Here is a 19484-nt window from a genome sequence, read left to right as displayed (position 1 = left end):
CTCTTTTTTTACCGGCTTTCCGGTTATGCCGTGTTGGCCACCATACCCTTGGTATGGCTGAGTCCGAATCTATTTAGCAACTTTAGTTGTTGCCATTGTTCGCGTTGGGTGCCAAGGCCGCCAACTGCTGGGTGACGTAATCCCGGGTGCTGTTAAGCTGTGAAATCAGCGAATCAGCTGCACTGAACTGGCTAACCAGGCGCTCCTGGTAGGCTGTGACCCGCTCTTCCAGCCTGATACGGCTTTCCTGGATCTGCTCCAACTCTCTGTTAAGGCTGTCTGTGCGTGATTCGAAAGCGCCACCGACACCCACCATACTGCTGACCAGGTCTACCGTTCGCTCACCCACCCCCTCAATGAAATTGATGGAGCCACGATCGCCTGTCTGGTCACCCATAATCCGGACCTGCAGCCCGGAAGCACCCCCGTTACCACTGGACAAGAACAGAACCTGACCATCACCTTCGGCTGTTCTGCCACCAATGGTGCCGGCCACATCCAGCCCCTTAGTACTGGTGTTGGTATCCAGGCCGAAAGTCGCGGCATTTTCCGCAGAAGACAGCGAAACACCAGATTCACTGCCATAGCTGGAGGAAGTGAAATTCAGATTACCTGAACCATCCACCCCGGCCTGAACCGAAACGCCAGCCGCATTCAATGCATTATTGGAATCCAACTGGGCCTGAATCTCGTCCAGCATGCTTTGCTGGTCGGCGTAGGTTCCCTGGGTCAAAGCCAGGTTCACAGTAATATTACCGTCTACATTCAGGGTCAGCTCATCATTGGTGTCGGTGATATCGAAACTGCCGCCCAACGCAGAACCACCCATAAGCTGGCCACGGGTGGCAGCCTGAGTCACGTTTATGTCGTACTCCCCCGGCTGCGTATCAAGACCACTGCGCACAAATTCAACCTGGCCATCAGAGACTCTGCCCTGCTCAGCGAACAGCGCAGTAACATCGTCCGGATTGGCCTTGAGCTGCTCCTCGAACTTTTCCTGGTCAAACTCGAGCCCGCCGGTTTCCCAGTTAGTGGTGATCCCAACATCCGCAAGGCTGCGAACACTGGCGTTCTCCATTCCCGGAACGACACGGGTAAGAATATTGCGCAACTGGCCCTGGATATTACGAACCGTGGAATCGCCCGTCAGCACACTGCCTCGTCCTGCTTCAGCATTGAATCCGGCGAGGCTATCGATGGTGGACTGCAGAGCATTGAACTTGTCGACAAAACCCTGAACCCGGTCCGCTACTGCACCCAAGTCCTGTTCAACCTTGATGGTCGATGCACCCTCGGCAGTGATATCAAAGGTCAAACCATCGATCACATTCTCAAAAGTATTAGTTGAGCGGGTAACTTCAACGCCGTTGACCTTCATCACAGCGTCGCTGGCGGCAATGGTTTGTTGCAGGCCAGCATCTGCATCCATGGTGTCGTTGAACGCGAACCGTGATAGTCCCTCGTTATCCGTATTGGTACCGCCCGTATCACCACTAACAGAAATACTTACAGAGTTGGCGGTGCCGGTTTCGTCAGCTGAAAGCACCAGTTGGTAACCGTTACCGGTATCGATTACACCGGCAGAAACACCAGCGTCGGATTCATTGATGGCATTCGCCAATCCCTGCAACGAATCATTGCTGCTATCAATTGTGACGTCGGTGACCTTGTCACCCACAGAAAGCTTCAGGGTTCCCTGGCCAACGCTGGTCGAATCCCGGTCTGCAAATACCGCCTGGGACGCCAGGGCCTGCGCTGACGCCAAGCTAGTCACCTCAACACTGTAAGTACCCCGACTGGCCTTGGTGCTGTCGATTGATACCCCGATATCCCCATTGGAGGAAGATGCAGAAAAGGCCTTCAGGTTATCTGGTGAGCTGAGTTGACGCATGGGCAGGCGTAGCTCGGTTACAGCACTACGGAGCTTGCCATAGGCGGACAATAGCGTCTCAGTTTGCTGAGCCTGTTGGTTCAGGCGGGTTTCAGTCGGTTTGCGTTCTGCTGCAACCAACTGATCTACCAAATCCGAGGTAAGAACCCCGGAACCAATACCCAACGATGAAATGCTTGCCATAACCATGCCTCCTCAAGGGGGCGAAAATCGATACTGATCAGTTTATCGGCAAAAGGCGGCAAAACTTTGCCTTTTTCACTCACCTTTTTGTAACCCCACGTAACTGGCGTTTTACTTCCCCTCGCCCCTCGCGGGAGAGGGGGGGAATAAGACCCCGCCCTCCAAACGCAGAACACCGCCGGCCCCTCTCGGGTGCGGCGGTGCTGAAAGTCCGTCGTTTACATCAAGCCAAAAGCGGCAAAGCCCTAAACCTTGATGTTAAACAGCGTCAGCGGTTCATCCTGCTGCAAGTTTTCTGCCAACCTCAATGCAACCTCATCCGGAATCTGGCGAATCACTTCCTGTGTGGACTGATCAACCACTTTCACGATCGTCTTTCCAAGATCGTTATCCACTTCAAACTGCAGATCCCGCTGGACGGTCTGAACAAAATCGTTCAGCTGCGACACCGCGTCATCCAACTGCTCCCTCTGAGCTTCATTTCGTTTCTCAAGCCGTTCAGCTTTAGAAGGTTCCTGAGCCTGGGCAGGAGACTGTGCACGGTCCACTCGACCAACGGATGAAGAAGCAACTTGGGCTGAGGCATTCCTGCCTTCGGCCTGAGATGACGACATTGCCCTTACCGGAGCCTGTTCACTGGAACGAACCAGCTTCAAATCCGGGCTGTTCAGGTTAACGTCATTCATAGCTTTACCTCGCTATCCTCAAACGGCGTTAAACCGGGGCTGGAGAGCCCCGGCTTTACCGCTATGCCCCGATTACTGCAGGAGGGACAGAACCTGCTGAGGCCGTGCGTTGGCCTGTGCCAGTACCGAAATACCAGCCTGCTGCAGTACCTGAGACTTGGCCAGGTTGGCGGTTTCTGCCGCGAAGTCAGCGTCCAGAATGCGGCTGTTGGAGGCGCTGAGGTTCTCTACAGAAGTACTCAGATTGGCAATGGTGGATTCGAAGCGGTTTTGAATCGCACCGAGCTGGCCACGCTGTTCGTTTACTTGCTGAATAGCAGAGTCAACTCGCAGAATCGCATCGTTGGCACCGCCAACTGTTCCAACATCAATATCGTCTAGGCTCCCAGAAGTTGCAGCTGCAGTCATATCACCTGTATCTGCATCAAGCGCACCATCAAATGCACCGATTAGAGTAGCATTGCTGCCGCCGATAGTAACTTCTTCTGCTGACTCAATGGACAACGCGCCCGACTCTGCATCTACCTGAGCAAAAGCACCACTCACTTTGGAGTTAATAGCGTCCGCTAAATCTTGCTTGGTTTCGTAGGTGCCTTCCAAGTCCACGGCTTCGGAATCACCGATTTTAACGGTAAATGCGTCAGCGGCAAGGGTGGTACCGGCTGCAACAGCAACAGTACCCGCGGTTTCACCATTTGACTCTGACGATGTATCAATGGCCGTGAACGCATCGCCACTTAATGTACCAGCGCCGCCTGTCACTGCTTCAAACTCAAAGTTCTGACCGTCTTCACGAGTAAAAGTTATCGTTCCACTGGCCACCGCGTCAGCAATTGTGGCTCCGCCAGTGTCGATGGTGAAACCGCTCTCGGTGTCGCCATCAGCAGCAAACCCCATTCCTGCAATAGCATCCGACAACTGAGTGTTCGACAAAGCACCATCAGCAGAAACTGTTTGCTCAGCACCAGTCAGAAGGGCATTGCCATCGGCGTCCGTCAGTTGAACATTATAAGTTGCATCTGAGCTGGCTGTTTCAGTGACACTGGAAGCTGAAAAGCTGACTGCCCCCGAACTCGATGCTACCGCATCTTGCGCAGTTTGGAACGTAGCGCTCAAATCAGCTGCCTCTAGTGACGCCTTAGAACCAATAGAATCGCTACGGGCGCTATCACTCAAGTCAAGACTGATAACCTCGCCAGCGTTGGCACCTACTTGAAACCCGGCATCCTTGAAAGAGCCATCCAGCACCTTCAAGCCGTTAAAAGAAGTCTGACTGGCAATCCGATCAATTTCTTCAATGCGCTGCGTAACTTCATCGTTGAGCGCTTCACGGTCAGAAGTGTTGTTAGTGGAGTTAGCAGACTGAACTGCCAGCTCACGAATGCGCTGCAGGTTGTTGGTGATTTCGTTCAGAGCGCCTTCTGCAGTCTGCGCCAGAGAAATACCGTCGTTAGCGTTACGGGTGGCAACGTTCAGACCAGAAATCTGAGAGCTGAAACGGGTGGAAATCGCCAGACCAGCGGCGTCGTCTTTAGCAGAGTTGATACGCAGACCAGAGGACAGACGCTCCAGAGCCTGGTCATTCTGACCCTGAGACCTGCTCAACTGGTTCTGAGCGGACAGTGAGGCTACGTTAGTGTTGATACCGAGAGCCATATTGCTTCTCCTTCGACATGTGTCGTTATTTCATGGAAAAGGTGTGGCGCCCGTTCTTTTTTGGTTGGGAGCGCCGCCCTGTTGCAATGCTTAACGGCACCCCCTGCGGTTGCTTTAGAAAAAAAACTGTCGTTTTTGTAAAGGAATGTAAAACGTTAAGTTTGGGGTCAGACCCTAGAACATTTCGTAGGGCCAAATGCACTGGGGTCTGACCCCAGCAAGCGGGCCAACCGACCAAAAAAGCGGCAAATGCCTTCCTTCCTCTGTGACGACAATGTGGCAGGATGGTCTCATCCAGGAGCTACTGAATCACATTTTTCGCCATATATTTCATGGCATTAAAATCTAAATATTAAAACTGGCACGCCGTTCGCTTGGCTCCCTGCAAAACGGCAATTTACTGAATTCCTGCCGGCAAGGCGCCCAATCTGACCGGGCACCGGGTTCGGCAACTCTGAGCAGGGAGAAAAGATATGCCTCAGGTCATTAACACAAATATTGCTTCGCTGAATGCTCAGCGAAACCTGAATACTTCACAGGGCGATGCCAATGTGGCGCTGGAGCGGCTTTCATCTGGCCTGCGTATCAACTCGGCGAAAGACGATGCTGCTGGCCTGGCCATTTCTACCCGATTTGCAGCTCAGATCACCGGTATCAACATGGCGTCCCGTAACGCGAACGACGGCATCTCTCTATCCCAGACCGCTGAGGGCGCGCTGGACGAAGTGACCAACAATTTGCAGCGGATTCGAGAACTGTCCGTGCAGTCGGCCAATGCCACCAATAGCACATCGGACAGGGAGGCACTCAACCAGGAAGTCCAGCAGCGAATTGCTGAAATAAACCGCGTGGCGAGTCAGACGAGCTTTAATGGGTTGAAAGTTCTGGACGGAACCTTTGGTGAGCAAACTTTTCAGGTGGGCGCTAACGCTGGTGAAACGATCGGAGTGAGTGGATTGGACTCACGGGGCAGCCAGATCGGGTCAGTTATCACCAATACGTCAGGTCTTTCTTCCTCAGCACTGGAAGCGGGCGAAGCGGCGGAAACACCACTTAATCTTTCAAGCCTGGCATTCAATGGCTCGAACACGATCACGTTCGATTCCACTATCGGTGGTGAGGATGTGAACGTCTCAGGCAGCTATGCGAATGTCGAAGCACTGGCAACTGCCGTTAACGGTGCTATAACCTCGACAGATATTAGTGCCGGAGTCTCCGATGATGGCAACTCCATTGTCTTCACAAATACCGATAATACGGCTGTCGATGCTGACATCAATGTTTCCGATGATACGGGCACCCAAGTATCTGTAACGGGCGCACCCGTTTCAACAACTGACGGTTCGACAGCTGCGGGCGGCACCACAAACGTTACACTATTCGATCCGGGTGCTATGAACCTGGACTTGGGTGTCGAGGGTTCTTTCACTGTTGTTGACGATAGCTCAAACACAACAGAGGTTACCTTCTCTCTGGCAGCAGGTACCGGAAACACATTGGACGATCTATCGGATGCCGTGGACGCCGGCTTAACTGCCGCAGGTTTTACTCCCGATACTGACCTTGGCGCAACAAATGATGGGACTGTAATTCAGCTGTCAAACGACGTCGCCACCACATATGACATTTCCAGTACCACAGCGAGCGATGGCGGTACCGTGAACGAAGTCGTCGACCCTAACTTCAGCATCGCTGCGGCCGAAGATGTAACGCTAGCTGATAAGTTTGAAACTGCGACCCCAATTGATATCAATGTCCAACTCAATGACACGGATATTCTGATCGAAGGTGCCACCTCACTGAACGACGTTGTTTCAAAAGTGAATGCAGAAACCGTCGACACCGGCATTCGCGCTAACCTGAACTCAGCGAACGATGAAATCATCTTCTCATCACAGTTTGGGGAACCTTACACAGTATCCATCACCACTCCGAACTTTCTCGACACCAACGGCGACCCGGTGGATCTGCAGCAAGATTACGATGCGACAGTTGAGGACAACACGGTCACCGTGGACGAACTGAACATATCAACCCCGGAAGGCGCCGAAGAGGCCCTGGTCGCTATCGACTATGCCTTCGACAAAATCAATGGCTTCCGAGCGGAGCTGGGCGCACTGCAAAACCGCTTCGAGTCCACCATAGCCAATCTGAGTACAACATCCGAGAACCTATCGGCCGCTAATAGCCGAATCCGTGATGCGGACTTCGCGGCCGAAACAGCCGAACTGGCCCGCACACAGGTGCTGCAATCTGCCGGCCTCTCGGTCCTGGCCCAGGCAAACGCAAGGCCACAACAGGTGTTGCAGTTGTTGCAAGGTTAAACCTGCTTAGTGAAACCAAAACGGCCGGGATTAAAACCTGGCCGTTTTGGTTCTTGAGTTCTACCCGGATTCATAGCCAACCTCCACGTTCGTGGTGAAAGATAGAGATAATATCTTCTTCAGCCTTCCTGCTGAGAATTTAATTCATTGGCGTCTCCATCCCTGGCTAAATACTTTGCTGCGGCTCTGAGCTCACCCATTGAACGAGCCCCTTCTCCACCGGCAATTCCCTGCTGAATTGTCAACGACTGCATCAGTACAGAATTTCAGATTACTTTCCGGGCAATTCTGAAATCTGGCTAACGTGGTATTAATTTCGTAGAAACAGCCCCTCAAACAACGCCGTCCGCCGCATCACCTGCTCACCCTCATCCCGCAACCGTGCATGCTCCGGATCCAGATCGATCAGGCCTAGGAGCTGGTACAGCGTCAGCATTCTCGAGCGCAGCGCAGACCGTGCCTGCTCCTCATCGCTCATGTAGACCACCGGGTAGGCGGCAAGCGGGAGCCGGGGAAAGGCTTTGAGCATGTCGTCCAGGTATTCATCCACTGGTCTCCACTGCCCGCCTTTCTCCGACAGCAGCCAGAAGCAGAATGGTGCGGTGTAGTGCACTTCATCCAGGCCTTCGTAGTGGTCGATGGAGGCCCAGTTGAGCCGAGTTAGAACGGTGGAGAACAGGTCCCGGTATACGGTCAGCCAGCCTTTTTTCTCCATCCTGGTTCCGGCAGTTTTCTTGAGGGAGAGTACGCCTTTCTGTTTTTTGGTATAGCCGGCGATTTCCAGCAACATGCGGGTAAGGATCACCGCCAGCACGTGTTCTTCGGAGCGAATCGGTGAATACCTGGCCATCGGCGCCACAACGGATTCCCCACCTGCGTCGATCATTGCCTTCACGTGTTTGAGCGGCAGGTTGCCTTTGCCAGTCAGGCGAATGCCTTTTCCTTTCATCGCCTCCACCAGCACCCGGGCCATGCGGATAACCGGTGCGGTATCGAGCAGTTCGTTCACCGACTCCGCATTAAAAAGAGGGTTGAAAACCGAGGGGCAGTTCAGCGGGTTTTGCAACAACTCATGCACCTGGGCCGGGCTCAGACCCCGAAAATCACTGGCCGCGGGCGCGCCATGCTCAGGATCCTCCGGGAACCAGTCATCGCGTTCGGTAAGGTCTGCGTTAATCTGTTCGAGATCGACAAAGTCCGGGTCGAACCATTCGCCGCACCACTCGCGAACGGCGATGTGTTCGGGATGGGCCATATCTTCCATGGCCTCGAGAAAGTCATAGAAGCCCGGCAATCCGCCCACATCCTCCGGCGGGCATTGGCGCACGGCCTTGATACAGCGTGGCAGTGTATCGCTACCGACCTCAACGGCTGCGATCTTTTCAAGCACGATTTGATGCTCCCAGCCATCGCCGAAGTCATACTCGTAACGCAGCGCCTGCCCTTCTTCTGACACCACAGCGGACACCGGCACAACGGCCTCATCCCGGAACTCCATCATGCCATCAAAGTCCTCGGCCGGGTCGCCAATCAGCATGCCGCCTTCTGCCTCGAACAAATGCAAGTGCGAGGCCTGCCAGCCCATGGCCATCTGAATAATGCGGTGAAGGTCCTGGAAAGTGGTGCCAGGCTCAATCAGCAAACGCCGCCATATCGGCGGCTTGGCCCCGGAGAGGGTCACTTTAAGTTGGTAGGCGGTTTGGGGTTCGGTAGACATAGGGGTTCCTGAGATTTGAATAGCTAAAATGCGTCGCAGCTTACTTTCTGGTCCGATTATGTGATAGTTCAGTGAACTCAACAATGATAGACTAACCAAACCTAGCTAACCAATCGGAGTGCACGATGGAATCCGTCAACATGCACGAAGCGAAAACCCGCCTTTCGCAACTCGTTGCCCGGGCCGCCAAGGGCGAAGCATTCATCATCGCCAAAGCGGGAAAGCCGGTTGCCCGGGTAACGGCTTTCGATTCTCCCGAGGAAAGCCAGCAGAAAAGGATTGGCTTCATGGCAGGGGAATTCACAGTGCCGGACGATTTCGACCGGATGGGCCAGGACGAAATCGTTGAGATGTTCGGAGGCTGAAGTGAACCTGCTTCTGGACACTCACATTTTGCTATGGGCAGCGGCCCAGCCGGATAAGCTTTCTCCCGAAGCGGCAACCCTCATCGGCAATGCGGAAAACCGGCTGTATTTCAGCGCAGCCAGTCTCTGGGAAGTGGTTATAAAGAATAGCCTGGGCCGAACCGATTTTCATGTTGATCCGCACCTGCTAAGACGCGGCCTTGTAGACAATGGTTATCTGGAATTGCCGATATCATCACAACATACACTTGCCGTCAGCCACCTGCCCGACATTCACAAAGATCCCTTCGATCGCATTCTGGTCGCCCAGGCCGAAACTGAAGGCTTCCTGTTGCTTACCTCTGATGATGTAGTTGGGCGCTACCCGGGGCCTGTTCGGCTGGTTTAGGCCTAATTAAATGGGGTCTGACCCCGATTTTGGACCTACGGGGGATACCCCAAAGACTTGATCGGCCCGGGGGTGGGGGTACCTTTTCTGCCAGAAAAAGGTGTCTGAGCGCAGCGAGTTCTTTTTCCAAAGAAAAGGTATCCCCTCCGCCGGGCCAGCCCCAGAATCCATCAGGCCAAAAAATGTCGGATTACGGCTTTGCCTAATCCTACAGGTTGGCACGGGTTTCGCTACTTCCACCTCAAAGCACTGCAAAACGTCAAAAAACTGCAGACCATTGCCGCTCGGTTGCCGCGGCTGGGTTTTACGAGGTGTCCCATGCAAGCACAGCACAACGTTCACGCCACCGATGCACAAAAGGCTCATATCGCACGGCTTCTGCTGCAGGCGAATCTGGCTTATGGCGAGTCCAACAGCCCCGTGTCGCTGGTCCAGCGCGTCAAGGCACGTTATGAATGCCGCGGCTACCTGAACGAAGTACTGGCGCAGGAACCCGGCAATGCCGGGGCACTCGGCTTGCTGGGGCGGGTGGAAATGGACGACGGGGCGCTGCAGAAAGCACATACCCTGTTCACAGACAGCCTCAGCCAGGACCCGGCCCAACCGCAGCAGTTCACCAACCTCGGCTATTGGGCCATCAAATCAGAACGCCCGGCCCTGGCAGAGCAATATTTCATTCAGGCGCTGGAGATGGACCGGCAATCCGCCGCCGCTTTCTGCGGTGTTGCCCATGCCAAGCGACTGCAGGGCCAGTTTGATGTGGCTTACCTGCATTACCGTAAGCTGCTGGAAACCGGCCTGGAATGGCCGTCCATTTATAGCGGTATGCTGACCTGCGCCGAGCACCTGGATGTCAACAGGGTCGATACCAAACTGGTTAGGGACGCGATCCTCCTGCTGCGTCATGACGGCCTTCCCCACCAGGAAATCGGCCGGTTCGTGGGTACCATCATCCGCCAGCAATACGATCTGGAAAACCCGAATGCTCAAGTGGCTCTGGACGCCGCCAGCGAGGACGAACTGCTGATCCTGGCACTGGAAAAAACCCTGATGCCAGATCCAGCCGTGGAAGAGCTGGCCACCCTGCTGCGCCGGGCGATCATTGCCGAAGTGGCACAAACCGTTGAACTGCGGGACGAACTCCAGCCGCTGGCGCTGGCGCTGGCGGTTTACGCCGATCGCACCGGTTACGCCCTGACAGCGGAGGACGACGAAGAGCGGCTGGCCTCCGCCATCAACGACAGCATTTGCGCCCAGCTTGCCATGGGCGAGCACCAGGACGGCATGATCGGTTCGCTGATCGTCAGTGCCATGTACGGCGCTCTGTTCCATCAGAAGTATGCTGTGCAGCTTGGCCGCTGGAACCTGGTGGACTGGCCGGTTGCCATGCAGGGGATGATGGCCGCCAGCTACTACAACCGTGCCTCGGAAGAAGCCATCAAACAGAGTTTCGACGAGAAATCAGCCGAGCTTTGCCTGGACAAAACCGACGTACCCCAGGCATGGCCCAACTGGTCCAAGCTTGCATACCGTACCGAATCCAGCCTGAAAACCATGATGGCGACAGAGCTGGGCATGAATACCGAACAACTGCCGGAAACACTGCGGATCATGGTGTGTGGCGCACAGTCCGGCCAGCGCGCCATGGAACTGGCGCACTACCTGAAAGACGTGGAAGTAATCGCCGTAGACGAATCCCTGGCCAACATCGCCAAGGCAACGCGGCTCTCAGGCGAAATGGGCATCAACAATATCGTGTTCTGGCCCTGGTCCATCGCCCAGCAATTCGTCGCCGACGACCACAAGGTGCACTGGATCGAAGTCGACCGTCTGCCCTCAAAAACCATGACCGACGTATCCCTGGCGGCACTGGTCAGCTCAGCGACTGGCAACGGTGCTGTCGTCCACATGCACACCGCTGTCAACGAACAGACCGACGGCGACAAACAGATCCGCCGCTTGATCGCCCAACACGGCCTGCAGCCCACCCGCACTGCCCTCCGCCAGCTCCGCCGCATGGTACTAACCAACCGGCAGGATCCCGTATGGCAGTCCCTGATCGCTGAAAACGACTTCTACGGCCTGGGCGGCTGCCGCGACCGGTGGTTTAGTGAACAGGATACCGCCCAGTTGAAGGAGTTAATGGCGCTGGTGAGTAACGAGGTGGAATGGAAGCTGGTCAAGGCCCGGGATACCGACTGCCATAGCCTGGCCACCAAGCCTGTGCAGAAGCAGATCCAGGCCGAAGCGCTGGGGAGTGAGGTGCAGAGTCTGATGGGGCAAGGGTTGAGTGTCTATTTTCAGCGGCGGCGTTGATTGGGGTCTGAGCCCAACTCCATCTTGAGCAATCCCGAACATTGAGGTAGGTTGCCAGCTCCCGCAACCAATATCGACAACCGGCTAACCATGCTCATTGACACCGATACTCTGAACCTTACCTTCGACACCAACAGCATCCAGCGTGGAAAACGCTATTTCAGCCAGAACCGGGTACAGAATCTGGTTCGGGAAGTGGAGGGCATGAGCATTCAGGTCCTTCGGGCCGAGGTCGCTGGCAGCCATTACCAGCAATATCAGACGGTAGTGAGATTTGATCGCTATACACCCTACAAAATCGACACTTTCTGCAGTTGCCCCGTGAGTTTCCAATGCAAACATGCAGTCGCTGTCATCTTTCAGGCGAATCACGATGCAGCGATGGTGGATGCCAGTAAGGTACAGGAGGCCCGGCCCAGAAACAGCGAGCACACAGCCGAAATCTGGCTGGAGCGAATCGGCAAGCTCACCAGCGAGGCCGCCCGGAGCAACAGTAACGAATGCCTGGCGTACCTGCTGCATGTCGGCCCCCATCAGCGCAGGCCAACGGTAACCGTCAATAAAGTGCGGCAACGCAAAACAGGGGGATTGTCTGCCGGTTCCAAAACCATTCCCTGGGGCCGCCGAAATCTGGAACACGACCGCCCGAAATACCTGCAGGAAAGTGACATTGCACCGCTCACCTGGCTGAACGCCCTGCCGACGTCTTTCCGGGTTGAACCTGTGCTGGAAGGCACCAGCGGTGCTCATTTTCTTGAGGCGGCACTGCAAACCGGCCGCCTGTTCATCGGCTCCACCAGCAGCCCGCCGCTGCAACCGGGAGAGCCCATTGAAACCGGCTTCGAGTGGCTACAGTTACCCGAGAGCCGCCACTGGCAGTTGGTCAGCAAGGAACTACCGTCACACATTCAATTACTGGACACAGCACCGACCTATTATCTGGATGAACAGGCACACAGCATCGGCCGGGTACAAAGCAATCTGGACGCAGACACAGCCGCATTACTGGAGCAGTGCCCTCCACTCACAGAGGCCCAATTACAGGAAGCCCTGCCGGATCTGTCCCCACTGATGCAAAAAACCGGAGCGTTACTGCCGGAATCCTTCCAGGCACCGGAGATTATCGAGGCCGATCCCCAGCCCATCTTGCAGCTCTACAGTCTTGAACACCCGCAACCGGGCACCCAGCCGCCCTTGCTGATGGCCCGCCTCGTCTTCAGCTACGAGGAGCACCGGATACCGTTTGCCGAGCAGGAAGCGCGCATCCTGGTGCAAACGCCCGAAGGACCTGTTCTGATCATTCGGGATGAAGATGAAGAGATAGATTTTCTGCACCATGGCCTGCCAGACTTCCAGATGATCGGTGTCATGGGAGATGAGTTTGACGACGACATACTCAATGCGCTCCCCCAGAGCGCCTTCCTTGATTTCACGCTGCCCAGCCGGGAAGCCTGGCTCAATTTCATCGCCTTCGAACTTCCACAGTTAGATACTGAGGGCTGGCAGATCGAAATGGACGACAGTTTTGACCTGCCCGTTGTTGACATTGATGAACTCCACGGCAACCTGCGCCCGGATGACGACGCGCCCGGCTGGTTCGATGTGGAAGTGGGCATTGACTACAACGGCACCCGCCTTGATCTGATTCCGCTGCTACAACAGGCACTGGCGTATCTGGACATCGAAGCCGGTAACGAAGACACCCTGCCAGACACCCTCTGGCTGCACAACGGCAGCACGCTGATCCGGGTTCCATCGGACCGCATCCGGCCACTGGCGCAAACCCTTCTGGGCCTGATGGCGCGGGACAGTGACGGCACACTGAAGCTGCCAAAGTTGGATGCGGCACAGGTCATGGGGGAGGTCGATGCCAACTGGCAAAGCAGTGCCGAACTGCGCGCCCTGAGCGAAAAACTGACCAACTTCCAGGCCTTGGCCGAGGTGCCGCTGCCCAAAGAAGTAAAAGCACAACTGCGCCACTATCAGCAGGACGGCCTGAACTGGCTGCAGTTTCTACGGGAATATGGCCTGGGCGGCATTCTGGCGGACGACATGGGACTGGGCAAAACCCTGCAGGCCCTGGCCTGCATTCAGGCTGAAAAATCCAACGCTCGTCTGAATGCACCTGCGCTAGTGGTCTGCCCCACCACCCTGATTGCCAACTGGGAAGCGGAAGCGGAAAAGTTCACCCCCGGCCTGAATTGCCTGGTAATACACGGGAACCGCCGAAAACCGTTATTTGACCAGGTAGCCAGCGCCGACCTGGTCATCACCAGCTATCCGTTACTGCACAGGGATATTGATCAGCACAAGAACCAGAGCTACAGCCTGGCCTTTTTCGACGAAGCCCAGTACCTGAAAAACCCGGCCACCATCATGGCCAAAGCAGCACGCAGGCTGCCTGCACAGAACTGCATTGCGCTCACCGGCACGCCCATGGAAAACCACCTGGGGGAACTCTGGGCGCTGTTCGATCTGATGCTCCCGGGCTATCTGGCCGACCAGAAAACCTTCCGGGATTACTACCGCAAGCCCATTGAAGAGAACGGAGATAGCGCCCGCCGGGCCGAGCTCAGCCGCCGGGTTCGCCCCTTCATGCTCCGCCGCACCAAAGATCAGGTGACACCAGAGCTGCCAGCGAAAACCGAAATCGTCCGCCACGTGGAGCTGAACCGCCAGCAGCGGGACCTATACGAAACCGTTCGCGCCACCATGGACCAACGCATCCGGAAACTGCTGGCCGATAAAGGCGCCGCCCGCAGTCAGATTGAAATACTCGATGCCTTGCTGAAACTCCGACAAATCTGCTGCCACCCGGCCCTGCTCAACGGCGATGAAACCGCAGGCTCCGCCAAGCTTGAGTACCTGATGGACATGTTGGCACAACTGCTGGAAGAAGGCCGGAAGGTTATCCTGTTCTCCCAGTTCACCAGCATGCTGGCGCTGATTGAGAACGCCCTCAAGAGCGCGGGAATCCGCTATGAAAAACTCACCGGCCAGACCCGAGACCGGGCCACTCCGGTCAAACGCTTCCAGAGCGGCGAAAGCCCGATCTTCCTCATCAGCCTGAAAGCCGGCGGCACCGGCCTGAACCTCACCGCGGCCGACTGCGTGATCCACTACGACCCATGGTGGAACCCCGCAGTGGAACAACAAGCCACCGACCGCGCCTGGCGCATTGGCCAGGACAAACCAGTCTTCGTATACCGCCTGATTAGCGAAGGCACGGTAGAGGAGCGCATCCAGGCCTTGCAAGCCCGGAAAAGCAAACTGGCCGACGGCCTGTACGGCAACGCAGACACCTTCAGCTCCGCAATAACAGCCGACGACATCTCCGTGCTTTTCGAAAAATAATGGCGTCAGGCCCCCGGACATTTGGCACAATGAAATGTCTTGGGGTCTGACCCCATTTTTACAGCGCAGGCGCTAAACGTAAGGAATCAGCGACTCACCATAAAGGTGAAGCTCCTCCAGAACGTGCCGCCGATCCGGCGTGAGCTCCGGATCGGCGGCCAGGCGTTGCAGTTCATGCCCAAATTCCTCCAGTGATCGCCAACCTTTTTTCGGATTCATCAAGCGCTGACTGCGGAATTCTTCCCAGCGCTCCATCTCGTCACCGATCAGCGTATTAGGGTAATTCCTCGCCCGATAGCGAAACAGCATCTCTTCCAGGCGCCCATCCTCAAACCGTACTTCCTGCTCTCCCAGGGTTTCCACCGGCTGTTGCAATAGCCAGTTGAGCTTCTCGCGGTCCGTTTTGCTGATAAAGCCGCCAGCGTAAAGCTGTTCATCCGGGTCCGTCAGGTCGCCTTCATGGGGCTGGTCGAAGGCCTGGGCAATTCGGGCTGGCAGGTCCGGGGCTTTGCGGAGGATGGCCAGGTGCTCCCGCAGTTTGGCGCCGTCGAGTTCTAATTCGGCAAGCCGTTCTTCAGAGAGGGACTTCAGCATGGTGGCCGGAGCGAGTACCGGGCACTTGTTCAGCTGCACGCCTTTGAGTGGAAAACGACTCACGCCCTCCCCTAGCTCTGCCTGGGAAGTAAATACCCGCTCACGAATCTGCTCAGGCGTGGCGTGGATCAGCTCGCTGGGGTCTTCGCGCAGGTCGTACGCGATCACCAGGTTCTTGTTGCTGGGGTGATCCGCAACGGGCGCCACCATTGCGCAGCAGCCACGGGTGGCCGGGTACTTTGCGGAAATGTGGAATACCGGCTTCATACTGGCGGTATCCAGCATGGCGCGGGCAGAGTGCTTGTCCTTGTTTTGCAGTACAAACTCAAACAGCTTGGGCTGCTTCTCCTTGATCAGCTTCGCCACCGCAATGGTGGCCTCCACGTCCGACAGGGCATCGTGAGCGGCTTCATGGGCGATGCCATTGGCGACCGTGAGCTCTTCCAACTTGAAACTGGGGCTACCGTCTTCCTTCTTTGGCCAGTGGATGCCCTCCGGCCTCAGCGCGTAGGTCAGGCGCACCATATCAATGATGTCCCAGCGCGAATTGCCGTTCTGCCATTCCCGGGCATAGGGATCGCGAAGATTGCGGTACAGGGTGTGGCGAGATACTTCGTCATCGAAACGCAGGCTGTTGTAACCCACAGCGCAGGTGCCAGGCTGGCTGAAAGCCTCATTGATCTGAGCTATAAACTCCGCCTCGGGAAAGCCGTTTTCCAGCGCCTTTTGCGGAGTAATACCGGTGATCAGGCAGGCCTCCGGCGACGGTACGTAGTCGTCCGCAGGCGCGCAGTAGATGATCAGAGGGTCTTCGATGATGTTCAGGTCCGCATCGGTACGCACACCGGCAAACTGGGACGGACGATCGTGCAAGGGATCGACACCAAAGGTTTCGTAGTCGTGCCAGTAGAAAGAGCGGATCACCGAGAGAACTCCTGCATTACGTGAATGATTGAATGCAGGGTAGTGTAATCAAAACATCCCGGTACCGCGATCCACGTAATGCGTGCGCTCCCGCTGAACGCCGTTTTGCAGGGTCTGCATGTCCAGCGTCATGCTGGTGGGCAAATTCAGGAACACACCTTCCGGCCCCTGGATAGCGCCTGCACCGCCCAGGTCTTGCCAGTCCACGGACTCGCGCTGGAACGCCAGAAACAGGTCTTCCGTAAAGCCAACAGTGCCATCGCCATTGTCCACGCCAATATCCATGGACAATAGATTGGTCAGCGGCACACATTGGCTGCAGGTTCCGTCGTCACCCGCCAGGCCTATCTGTGTTGCCCGGTGATTGGTGGCCACTCCGGCATCATCGAACAGCATGGCGTCTACTGGGTTGCCGTCGGCATCGTTGATTTTCAGGTTCAGATTGCCGCTGAAGCTGGCGATCTCACCAGAAAGCGTGCCCCGAGCCTGGTTCAGGCCAAAACGAAAACCGGAGAGCTGACCCTCCCTTTCAGCCAGTTCGAGATAGGGCTCAACACCCTCAAATGGAACCACGTCGTCCACGTTGTAGGTGTTGCCGTCAATCTGCACACGGGTGTCGTCACGCACATAGTGGCCGAGCGCGAAATTCTTGATGTCGAGATCGGCACCGGAATCATCCCCGCCCATCACCACACCATCTGCGTTCAGCCGGGTTTCTGCGTCCACACCCAGTGTCACGCGGGTAAACCGGTGGTTCACTCCATCCACATGATCCACCGTCATCATTGCCTGCCCTTGCACCTGGCTCATCTCCTGTTCGGAAATAGGCTCCAACTCTGCCAGGGCAACAGGCGACATACCCAGGCATATGGTGAGAGGGACAGCATACCAACAAGCATCCTGTCTCATAGTGTCGTGTCTCTGAATCAATTCTTGTTATGACCGCAGAAGCACTATATCCCAGGCAACCGGCCCAATAGAGTGAGATAGTTCACAGGGCATAGAATTCGGATCAGGCGCTGCTATACTGAGGCGAAAAAATAAAACGGAGCCCCCATGACCACTCGCGTTCTAATCTGCGATGACTCCTCACTTGCCCGAAAACAAATGGCCCGCGCTCTACCCAAAAACTGGAACGCTGAAGTTACCTTCGCATTCGATGGCCGTAATGCCCTGGAAAAACTCCGTGCCGGTGCCGGCGAATTGATGTTTCTGGACCTCAACATGCCGGAGATGGATGGCTACCAGGTGTTGGACGCCATTCTGAAAGAGGATCTCCCGGTGTTGACGATCGTCGTTTCCGGCGATATCCAACCGGAAGCTCGCGCTCGAGTCCGTAAGCTCGGCGCCATCGAGTTCATTAAAAAACCCACGGACACTGACCTGGTTTTACAGCTACTTCGGGACTACGGCTTTTTGCGCGCTGAAGATCTGGAGAAAGACCAGGAGCAGGCCATCACTGACCTCCCTTCAGCAGACGCCCCGGTCACCCTGAACGACTATCTCCAGGAAATCGCCAACGTTGCCATGGGCCGCTCGTCCGACCTGCTGGCAAGACTGCTGCGTGTCTTTGTCAAACAGCCCATACCCCGGGTGGAAATGATTGCCCGCTCGGAACTCAGCATGGCGATCTCCGTCGCCCATGCCGACAGCAACTACTCCGCCGTCTGCCAGGGATTTACCGGCGCAGGCATTGCGGGTGAAGCCCTTCTGTTATTTGCCGACGCCAGCTTCAACGACATGGCCGAACTGCTCCATTACGACGACATGGACACCGAAAGCATCCAGGTGGAGGTGCTCATGGACATGTCCAGCATCCTGTTTGGCGCCTTCCTCAAGGGCATTGGCGACCAATTAGACCTCAAGCTCGGCCTTGGTCATCCGACCGTCCTGGGACAACATCGACAGATCGGAGATCTTCTGGAACACCACAGCACCCGTCAGGAAAAGCTGCTGTGCATTGAAATCAGTTATGAACTGGAAGACCGGGACATCCGTTGCGACATGCTGGTACTGCTGACGGAAGACTCAGTACCCTTCCTTGAACAACGACTACAGTACCTGGTGGATTAACCATGGCCATGAAAGAGATACAAGCAAGCACCTTCCACTGGCTGGTGGACATGCTGGAATCGGTGGAAGTCGGCCTGGTGGTGCTGGACCTGGATTTCCGGGTGCAGGCCTGGAACGGCTTTATGGAACACCACAGCGGCCTCACCGCCAGCAAGATTCGCGAGCAGGTTCTGTTTGACGTGTTCCCGGACATCCCCAAAGCCTGGCTAACCCGCAAGGTGGATTCAGTCGCCATGCTCAACACCCGGGCATTCACCTCCTGGGAACAGCGGCCCTACCTATTCCGCTTTCGCAATACCCGGCCGATCACCGGCACCGAAGACTACATGTTCCAGAACCTGACTATCAGCCCTCTCTCCGGGCCGAATGGACAGGTCGAGAAAATCTGCCTGATGGTCTACGACGTCACCGACATTGCCACCAGTAAGCGGGCATTGGAAACCGCTAACGAGCAACTCGCCAAGCTGAGCATGACCGACCGCCTGACCGGCCTGCTCAACCGAGGCACGTGGGAGAACCTGCTCGACGCCGAATACGAACGGTACCGCCGTTACGGCCACAATACCTGCCTGGTTATGTTCGACATAGACCACTTCAAAGCGGTGAACGATACCCACGGCCACCTCGCCGGAGACGAAGTCATCAAGTACACCGCCAAAGTTATGAAAGACAGCCTTCGGCAATCCGACAGTCCCGGTCGCTACGGCGGCGAAGAATTCGGCATCATCCTGCCGGAAACCGACATTGAAGGTGCCAGGGTAATTTGCGAGCGCATAAGAGAAGCCATCCAGAACAGCATCGTTCAAACCACAGTAGCGCCAATTCAGTACACCGTCAGCATCGGTATCGCGCCCTTAACGGATGGGCCGGAGAATCATATGCAATGGTTACAGCAGGCAGATGAGGCGTTGTATGCGGCTAAGGAAGGAGGAAGAAATCGGGTGGTGGTATTTGGGAAGGGAACATAAGCTCCCCTCTCCCCTCGCGGGAGAGGGGCAGGGGGAGAGGGGGCG

At 55.9% G+C, this 19484-nt stretch carries 13 protein-coding genes; 7 read left to right on the top strand and 6 right to left on the bottom strand.

Annotation, left to right across the window (positions count from 1 at the left end; translation table 11 throughout):
- Nucleotides 1–82 precede the first annotated feature (82 nt).
- From fliD to R1T46_RS10700, 3 genes are all read right to left on the bottom strand, one after another.
- Nucleotides 83–2074, bottom strand: a complete 1992-nt coding sequence (fliD, locus tag R1T46_RS10710; RefSeq protein ID WP_317305296.1) for a flagellar filament capping protein FliD — start codon at nucleotides 2072–2074, stop codon at nucleotides 83–85.
- A gap of 245 nt (nucleotides 2075–2319) precedes the next feature.
- Nucleotides 2320–2760: a flagellar protein FlaG gene (locus R1T46_RS10705; protein ID WP_317305295.1), complete on the bottom strand. Its 441-nt coding sequence runs from the start codon at nucleotides 2758–2760 to the stop codon at nucleotides 2320–2322.
- A 72-nt stretch (nucleotides 2761–2832) separates the two neighbouring features.
- Complete coding sequence (locus tag R1T46_RS10700; protein WP_317305293.1) at nucleotides 2833–4416, bottom strand: flagellin; 1584 nt, start codon at nucleotides 4414–4416, stop codon at nucleotides 2833–2835.
- A gap of 473 nt (nucleotides 4417–4889) precedes the next feature.
- On the opposite strand from R1T46_RS10700, the gene R1T46_RS10695 reads away from it, so the two are divergent.
- Nucleotides 4890–6740 (top strand): flagellin, encoded by a 1851-nt coding sequence (locus tag R1T46_RS10695; protein ID WP_317308242.1) that lies wholly within the window; start codon nucleotides 4890–4892, stop codon nucleotides 6738–6740.
- Between the two features lie 310 nt (nucleotides 6741–7050).
- Here the strand turns inward: R1T46_RS10695 and R1T46_RS10690 are convergent, their stop codons facing one another.
- Complete coding sequence (locus R1T46_RS10690) at nucleotides 7051–8457, bottom strand: plasmid pRiA4b ORF-3 family protein (protein ID WP_317308241.1); 1407 nt, start codon at nucleotides 8455–8457, stop codon at nucleotides 7051–7053.
- Between the two features lie 125 nt (nucleotides 8458–8582).
- Between R1T46_RS10690 and R1T46_RS10685 the strand changes: the two genes are divergently transcribed.
- The 4 genes from R1T46_RS10685 (at nucleotide 8583) to R1T46_RS10670 (ending at nucleotide 14880) form a co-directional block, all read left to right on the top strand.
- Nucleotides 8583–8822 carry a type II toxin-antitoxin system Phd/YefM family antitoxin gene (locus tag R1T46_RS10685; RefSeq protein ID WP_275704463.1) on the top strand — a complete coding sequence of 80 codons (240 nt, stop codon included), beginning with the start codon at nucleotides 8583–8585 and terminating at the stop codon, nucleotides 8820–8822.
- Nucleotide 8823: 1 nt separating this feature from the next.
- Nucleotides 8824–9210: a type II toxin-antitoxin system VapC family toxin gene (locus R1T46_RS10680; RefSeq protein WP_317308240.1), complete on the top strand. Its 387-nt coding sequence runs from the start codon at nucleotides 8824–8826 to the stop codon at nucleotides 9208–9210.
- 318 nt (nucleotides 9211–9528) lie between these two features.
- Entirely contained in the window at nucleotides 9529–11526 is a 1998-nt protein-coding gene (locus R1T46_RS10675; protein ID WP_317308239.1) for a hypothetical protein, read from the top strand.
- 51 nt (nucleotides 11527–11577) lie between these two features.
- Complete coding sequence (locus R1T46_RS10670; RefSeq protein ID WP_317308238.1) at nucleotides 11578–14880, top strand: SNF2-related protein; 3303 nt, start codon at nucleotides 11578–11580, stop codon at nucleotides 14878–14880.
- A 72-nt stretch (nucleotides 14881–14952) separates the two neighbouring features.
- Here R1T46_RS10670 and sbcB read toward each other — a convergent pair whose 3' ends face one another.
- Together sbcB and R1T46_RS10660 are read right to left on the bottom strand one after the other, a co-directional pair.
- A complete protein-coding gene (gene sbcB / locus R1T46_RS10665) occupies nucleotides 14953–16398 on the bottom strand; it encodes an exodeoxyribonuclease I (RefSeq protein ID WP_317308237.1) in 1446 nt (481 codons plus the stop codon).
- Between the two features lie 48 nt (nucleotides 16399–16446).
- Nucleotides 16447–17307: a hypothetical protein gene (locus tag R1T46_RS10660; RefSeq protein ID WP_317308236.1), complete on the bottom strand. Its 861-nt coding sequence runs from the start codon at nucleotides 17305–17307 to the stop codon at nucleotides 16447–16449.
- Between the two features lie 147 nt (nucleotides 17308–17454).
- On the opposite strand from R1T46_RS10660, the gene R1T46_RS10655 reads away from it, so the two are divergent.
- Both R1T46_RS10655 and R1T46_RS10650 read left to right on the top strand, forming a co-directional pair.
- Nucleotides 17455–18471 carry a response regulator gene (locus R1T46_RS10655; protein WP_317308235.1) on the top strand — a complete coding sequence of 339 codons (1017 nt, stop codon included), beginning with the start codon at nucleotides 17455–17457 and terminating at the stop codon, nucleotides 18469–18471.
- A gap of 2 nt (nucleotides 18472–18473) precedes the next feature.
- The gene (locus tag R1T46_RS10650; RefSeq protein WP_317308234.1) at nucleotides 18474–19439 is read left to right on the top strand and encodes a diguanylate cyclase; all 966 of its coding nucleotides are present in this window, start codon (nucleotides 18474–18476) and stop codon (nucleotides 19437–19439) included.
- Nucleotides 19440–19484 lie beyond the last annotated feature (45 nt).

Source organism: Marinobacter salarius (assembly GCF_032922745.1).
GTDB lineage: Bacteria > Pseudomonadota > Gammaproteobacteria > Pseudomonadales > Oleiphilaceae > Marinobacter.
Note: the sequence above shows the minus strand (reverse complement) of the source record. Positions and strands in the feature narration are given on the sequence as shown.